The organism is Minwuia thermotolerans (genome assembly GCF_002924445.1).
GTDB lineage: Bacteria > Pseudomonadota > Alphaproteobacteria > Minwuiales > Minwuiaceae > Minwuia > Minwuia thermotolerans.
On record NZ_PIGG01000018.1, the window covers coordinates 1 to 6,195 of the forward strand.

Genomic DNA, 6,195 nt, shown 5'->3' on the forward strand with positions numbered 1-6,195 from the left:
TCAGTACCTGTAGTGTTCGGGTTTGTAGGGTCCGCTTTCGGGGATGCCGAGATAGCGGGCCTGATCGGGGGAGAGCTTCGTCAGGTTGACGCCGAGACGGCCCAGGTGCAGCGCGGCGACCTTCTCGTCCAGATGCTTGGGCAGCACGTAGACCTCCAGGCCGTACTTGGCGTGGTTGCGCCACAGCTCGATCTGCGCCAGCACCTGGTTGGTGAACGACGCGCTCATCACGAAGCTCGGATGGCCGGTGGCGCAGCCCAGGTTCACCAGCCGCCCCTCCGCCAGCAGGATCAGCCGCTTGCCGTCGGGAAACTCCACCTCGTCGACCTGCGGCTTGACGTTGTGCCAGGTGTAGTTGCGCAGCCCCGAGACCTGGATCTCCGAATCGAAGTGGCCGATATTGCACACGATCGCCCGGTCCTTCATGGCGCGCATGTGCTCGACCGTGATCACGTCCTTGTTGCCCGTCGCGGTGACGAAGATGTCGCCCGACGCGGCCACGTCCTCCATGGTGCGGACCTCGTAGCCCTCCATCGCCGCCTGCAGGGCGCAGATCGGGTCGATCTCGGTGACCACGACGCGCGCGCCCTGGCTGCGCAGGCTCTCCGCCGAGCCCTTGCCCACGTCGCCATAGCCGCAGACCACCGCCAGCTTGCCCGCCAGCATCACGTCGGTGGCCCGCTTGATGCCGTCCACCAGGCTCTCGCGGCAGCCGTAGAGATTGTCGAACTTCGACTTGGTCACCGAATCGTTGACGTTGATCGCCGGCACCTTCAGCGTCCCCGCCCGCGCCATCTCGTAGAGCCGCATGACGCCGGTCGTGGTCTCCTCCGAGAGGCCGCGCACGTCGTCCAGCAGTTCGGGGAACTTCTCGTGCATGCGCGCGGTCAGGTCGCCGCCGTCGTCCAGGATCATGTTCGGCCGCCAGCCGTCGGGGCCTTCGATGGTCATGTCGATGGCCCACCAGAACTCGTCGTCGTCCATGCCCTTCCAGGCGAACACCGGCACGCCGGTGGCCGCGATCGCCGCCGCCGCCTGGTCCTGGGTGGAGAAGATGTTGCACGACGACCAGCGCACCTCGGCGCCCAGCGCCGTCAGCGTCTCGATCAGCACCGCCGTCTGGATCGTCATGTGCAGGCAGCCCGCAATCCGCGCCCCGGCCAGAGGCTGCTCCGCGCCGTACTCCTCACGCAAGGCCATCAGACCGGGCATCTCGGTCTCCGCAATGGCGATCTCGCTGCGGCCCCATTGCGCCAGGGTCATGTCCTTGACGCGGCAGTCGGTGGGTGAATGAACGTCCATTTCGCTTCGTTCCTTCGTCGTTGTTGATGTGGCAGGTCGCGCGCCGCCGGCCCGGACCGGTCATGGCCGGCCCGGGCGGCGGCGGCGAATGAGGGGAAGCCGGGCCGGGGTCCGGCGCCGCAGGCGCCTCAGCGCGGCTTGCGGAAGTGCAGCACGCCCCAGGCGAGCAGTCCGGCGTCGCCGGCCTTCACCCAGTTGTCCAGTCCCACCAGCATGCGGTCGAGATACTCCTTCGACGACTTCTTCTGCATGCGGTCGTAGTTCTGGGTCAGCACCTCGGCCACGCGGCCGTAGTGATTGGCGATCTGCGGGGTGAAGTCGCGGATCTGCACCTCCTCGAAACCGGCCTTCTTCGCCGCCTCGCGATAGAAGGCGAAGGAGCCGAGGCTCTCCAGGTGGATGCGCTCGTAGACCGGGCGCAGCGCTTCCGGATCGTCGACCTCATCGGCCTGCATCGGGTCGGTGAAGACCAGGGAGCCGCCGGGCCGGAGCAGGCGGAAGGCCTCCGCCAGCACCTTCTCGCGCTCGCCCGAATGCAGAAAGGCGTCCTGCGACCAGACGACGTCGAAGCTCGCGTCGGGCTCCGGCACGCTCTCGAAGGCGCCGTGAACGACGTTGACGCGGTCGTCGAGGTCCTGCGCCGCGGTCAGCCGCTCGTTGCGGATGTTCTGCACCCGGGAGATGTTCACGCAGGTGACCGAGCAGTCGAAGGTCCGCGCCAGATAGCGCGCCGCGCCGCCATAGCCTGCGCCCAGGTCGATGATGCGGGTCTCGGGACGGATCTCGCCCACCGTCTCCGCCATGGTCTCCACGGTGATGCGGCTGGCCTCGCGGATGTCGGGCGAGTTGTCGTAGATGCCGACATGGATGTCCTCGCCGCCCCAGACGTTGAAGTAGAACTCGTCGGCGTCGGAGCTGTCGTAATAGTCCTCGGCCACCGCCGTGGTCTTGTCGTAGGCGGCCTTGCGCGGGCTGATCTCCTCGACCCCGGCATGGGCCTTGTTGGCGACATGGATGAAGAAATCCGGGTCCGACTCCTGGTAGGTTTCCTTGAAGTCGCCATAGGTCTTGATGGCCTGGAAGCCCGCTTCCCCGATCAGCCGCCGCGTGTAGTTCTTGCGCAGCGGGAACATGTTCAGGTGGTAGACCGATTCGTCGGGGAAGGTGTAGCGGAACCGCGTCAGGCCCTCGTCGACATATTCCGGCTCCGCCGTTACCTGCTCGCCGCAATAGTAGTACTTGTGCTGGGTGCTGAAGCCGTCGTCGAGGATCGAATCGTAGTTGCGCTGGTCCAGGATCAGCACGCCGTCGGGGCCGAGCACCGAGTAGAACTCGGCCAGGGCGCGGCGGCGGTCGGCCTCGTCATGAAGGTGGGTGAACGAGTTGCCCAGACAGACCACGGCGTCGTAGGTGCCGACGATGTCGCGCGTCAGCCAGCGCCAGTCGGCCTGCACCGTCTTCAGGATCAGGCCGTGCTTCTTGCCGTTCTCGAAGGCCTTGGCCACCATCGCCGCCGAGCCGTCGGCGCTGGTGACGTCGAAGCCGGCCTGCATGAGCTGCACCGAATGGAAGCCCGTGCCGCAGGCGACGTCGAGCACGCGGTTGGCGCCCAGCGCCTGGAGCATCTGGATGAAGAACTTGCCTTCCGAGCGGGCGCGGGCCTCCCAGTCGATCAGCTCGTCCCACTTCTCGACGAAGGACATCACGTATTCGGCCCTGTAGAGGCCGGAATCGCGGTCCGTGGTCTCGTCCTCGCTGTAGTCCTGCGCGGTGGCGAGGAGCTCAGGGTTCTGCAGGTCCTGTAGCTGCTGCATGGCGGGTTACTCCAATCACTTGCTTTTCTGGCGCGCGGCGGTCTCTCGCGGCGGCTACTCGGCGGCGGCCACGCCGGCGTCCTGGCGCAGCGCGGCTGCGCGGTCGGTCTTCTCCCAGGTGAAATCGGCGTCGTCGCGGCCGAAATGGCCGTAGGCGGCGGTCTTGCGGTAGATCGGGCGGAGCAGGTCGAGCATCTGCACGATGCCCTTCGGGCGCAGGTCGAAATGCTCGCGCACCAGCGCCGAGATCGTGTCCTCGGCGATGCGGCCGGTGCCGAAGGTGTTGACCGCGACGGAGACCGGCTGGCTGACGCCGATGGCGTAGGAAAGCTGGACCTCGCACATTTCCGCCAGTTCCGCGGCGACGATGTTCTTGGCGACATAGCGCGCGGCGTAGGCGGCGGAGCGGTCGACCTTGGAGGGGTCCTTGCCCGAGAAGGCGCCGCCGCCGTGACGGCCCATGCCGCCATAGGTGTCGACGATGATCTTGCGCCCCGTCAGGCCGCAGTCGCCGACCGGGCCGCCGATCACGAACTTGCCGGTGGGGTTGATGTGATAGGTGATGTCGCCGGCGTCATAGCGGCCGGGCAGCACGGGCTTGACGATCTCCTCGATCACCGCCTCGCGGATGGTCGCGTGGTCGACGCCGTCATCGTGCTGGGTGGACAGCACGATCGCGTCCACCGCCGACGGCCGGTCGTTCTCGTAGCGCACGGAAACCTGGCTCTTCACGTCGGGGCGCAGCCAGGGCAGCTTGCCGGCGCGCCGCACCTCGGCCTGCTTGCGGGTCAGCTTGTGGGCCAGATCGATGGGCAGCGGCATCAGGTGCTCGGTCTCGCGGCAGGCGAAGCCGAACATCAGCCCCTGGTCGCCGGCGCCCTGGTCGAGGTCGAGGCCCGTGCCCTCGTCGACGCCCTGGGCGATGTCCGGCGACTGCTTGTCCAGCGCCACCAGCACCGCGCAGCCGTCGGCGTCGAAGCCGTAGCGCGGATCGTCGTATCCGATGTCGCGGATCGTCTGACGGACCACATCCGTGTAGTCGACCTTCGCCGTCGTGGTGATCTCGCCGGAGATCACCGCCATGCCGGTGTTGAGCATGGTCTCGCAGGCCGAACGGGACTTGGGATCCTCCGCCAGCAGGGCGTCGAGAATGGCGTCCGAGATGTTGTCGGCCATCTTGTCGGGATGGCCCTCGCCCACGGATTCGGAGGTGAAGATGTAATTGCGCGACATGTCCTGTTTTCCTCGTCTTGCGTTTCCGGCGGCCGGCCGCGGCGGACCGATCAAGCCTCCTCCGGCCCCGCCCCTCGCGAAACGCGGCCTGAAAAGATCAAGAACTCGCGGCAGACATGCCACGAATTCCGTCAATACAGCGTTCTGTCATGTGCAATCGCCCAGAATAGCCATCCATGGAAGGCCCATGAATGCACACATACAGCAGCTTCCGATTTGTTTTTCGACGTTCAGTTGGCGATTACCGTCATCGGATGGACTAGTCCCATAAGTTTGAATTTATAACCTTTGACATCAACTTTTTTTGTGTTATGGGTCTTTGGTTCCGTTACTTATGGTGACGGATTTCCGAAAATTCCTTGCAGAGCAATGGCTTGGCGAATTGGGTCTCGCCCGGCAGGGCGGGCTTGAGTCGAATCCGGGCGGGCGCGGCCCGGCCGCGCGGCCTCGCGCGCCGCACTGAATGTCGCAAATGTGACATCAAACGCCGTTTTCGGCCCGCGCCTGTCGCATGTGCGACACCTGTCTGTCGTTCTCGGACAAGAAAAAGCCGGCCCCGTCGCCGGGGCCGGCTCCTCGATATCGCGTCCGGCCGGTCCGTCCCGGCCGTTCATCCGTTGTCCGGATCAGTACCTGTAGTGTTCGGGTTTGTAGGGTCCGCTTTCGGGGATGCCGAGATAGCGGGCCTGATCGGGGGAGAGCTTCGTCAGGTTGACGCCGAGACGGCCCAGGTGCAGCGCGGCGACCTTCTCGTCCAGATGCTTGGGCAGCACGTAGACCTCCAGGCCGTACTTGGCGTGGTTGCGCCACAGCTCGATCTGCGCCAGCACCTGGTTGGTGAACGACGCGCTCATCACGAAGCTCGGATGGCCGGTGGCGCAGCCCAGGTTCACCAGCCGCCCCTCCGCCAGCAGGATCAGCCGCTTGCCGTCGGGAAACTCCACCTCGTCGACCTGCGGCTTGACGTTGTGCCAGGTGTAGTTGCGCAGCCCCGAGACCTGGATCTCCGAATCGAAGTGGCCGATATTGCACACGATCGCCCGGTCCTTCATGGCGCGCATGTGCTCGACCGTGATCACGTCCTTGTTGCCCGTCGCGGTGACGAAGATGTCGCCCGACGCGGCCACGTCCTCCATGGTGCGGACCTCGTAGCCCTCCATCGCCGCCTGCAGGGCGCAGATCGGGTCGATCTCGGTGACCACGACGCGCGCGCCCTGGCTGCGCAGGCTCTCCGCCGAGCCCTTGCCCACGTCGCCATAGCCGCAGACCACCGCCAGCTTGCCCGCCAGCATCACGTCGGTGGCCCGCTTGATGCCGTCCACCAGGCTCTCGCGGCAGCCGTAGAGATTGTCGAACTTCGACTTGGTCACCGAATCGTTGACGTTGATCGCCGGCACCTTCAGCGTCCCCGCCCGCGCCATCTCGTAGAGCCGCATGACGCCGGTCGTGGTCTCCTCCGAGAGGCCGCGCACGTCGTCCAGCAGTTCGGGGAACTTCTCGTGCATGCGCGCGGTCAGGTCGCCGCCGTCGTCCAGGATCATGTTCGGCCGCCAGCCGTCGGGGCCTTCGATGGTCATGTCGATGGCCCACCAGAACTCGTCGTCGTCCATGCCCTTCCAGGCGAACACCGGCACGCCGGTGGCCGCGATCGCCGCCGCCGCCTGGTCCTGGGTGGAGAAGATGTTGCACGACGACCAGCGCACCTCGGCGCCCAGCGCCGTCAGCGTCTCGATCAGCACCGCCGTCTGGATCGTCATGTGCAGGCAGCCCGCAATCCGCGCCCCGGCCAGAGGCTGCTCCGCGCCGTACTCCTCACGCAAGGCCATCAGACCGGGCATCTCGGTCT

Annotated in this window: 4 protein-coding genes; all 4 read right to left on the reverse strand. The window is 66.1% G+C overall.

Features of this window, described 5'->3' with window-relative positions:
* Complete coding sequence (gene ahcY, locus CWC60_RS04085; protein ID WP_109792737.1) at window positions 1-1,302, reverse strand: adenosylhomocysteinase; 1,302 nt, start codon at window positions 1,300-1,302, stop codon at window positions 1-3.
* A 128-nt stretch (window positions 1,303-1,430) separates the two neighbouring features.
* Window positions 1,431-3,116 carry a glycine/sarcosine N-methyltransferase gene (locus tag CWC60_RS04090; protein ID WP_109792738.1) on the reverse strand — a complete coding sequence of 562 codons (1,686 nt, stop codon included), beginning with the start codon at window positions 3,114-3,116 and terminating at the stop codon, window positions 1,431-1,433.
* Window positions 3,117-3,170: 54 nt separating this feature from the next.
* Window positions 3,171-4,349: a methionine adenosyltransferase gene (metK, locus tag CWC60_RS04095; RefSeq protein WP_109792739.1), complete on the reverse strand. Its 1,179-nt coding sequence runs from the start codon at window positions 4,347-4,349 to the stop codon at window positions 3,171-3,173.
* Window positions 4,350-4,975: 626 nt separating this feature from the next.
* Window positions 4,976-6,195: adenosylhomocysteinase (ahcY, locus tag CWC60_RS04100; RefSeq protein ID WP_109792732.1), on the reverse strand; the 1,220-nt coding region annotated here is incomplete at its 5' end.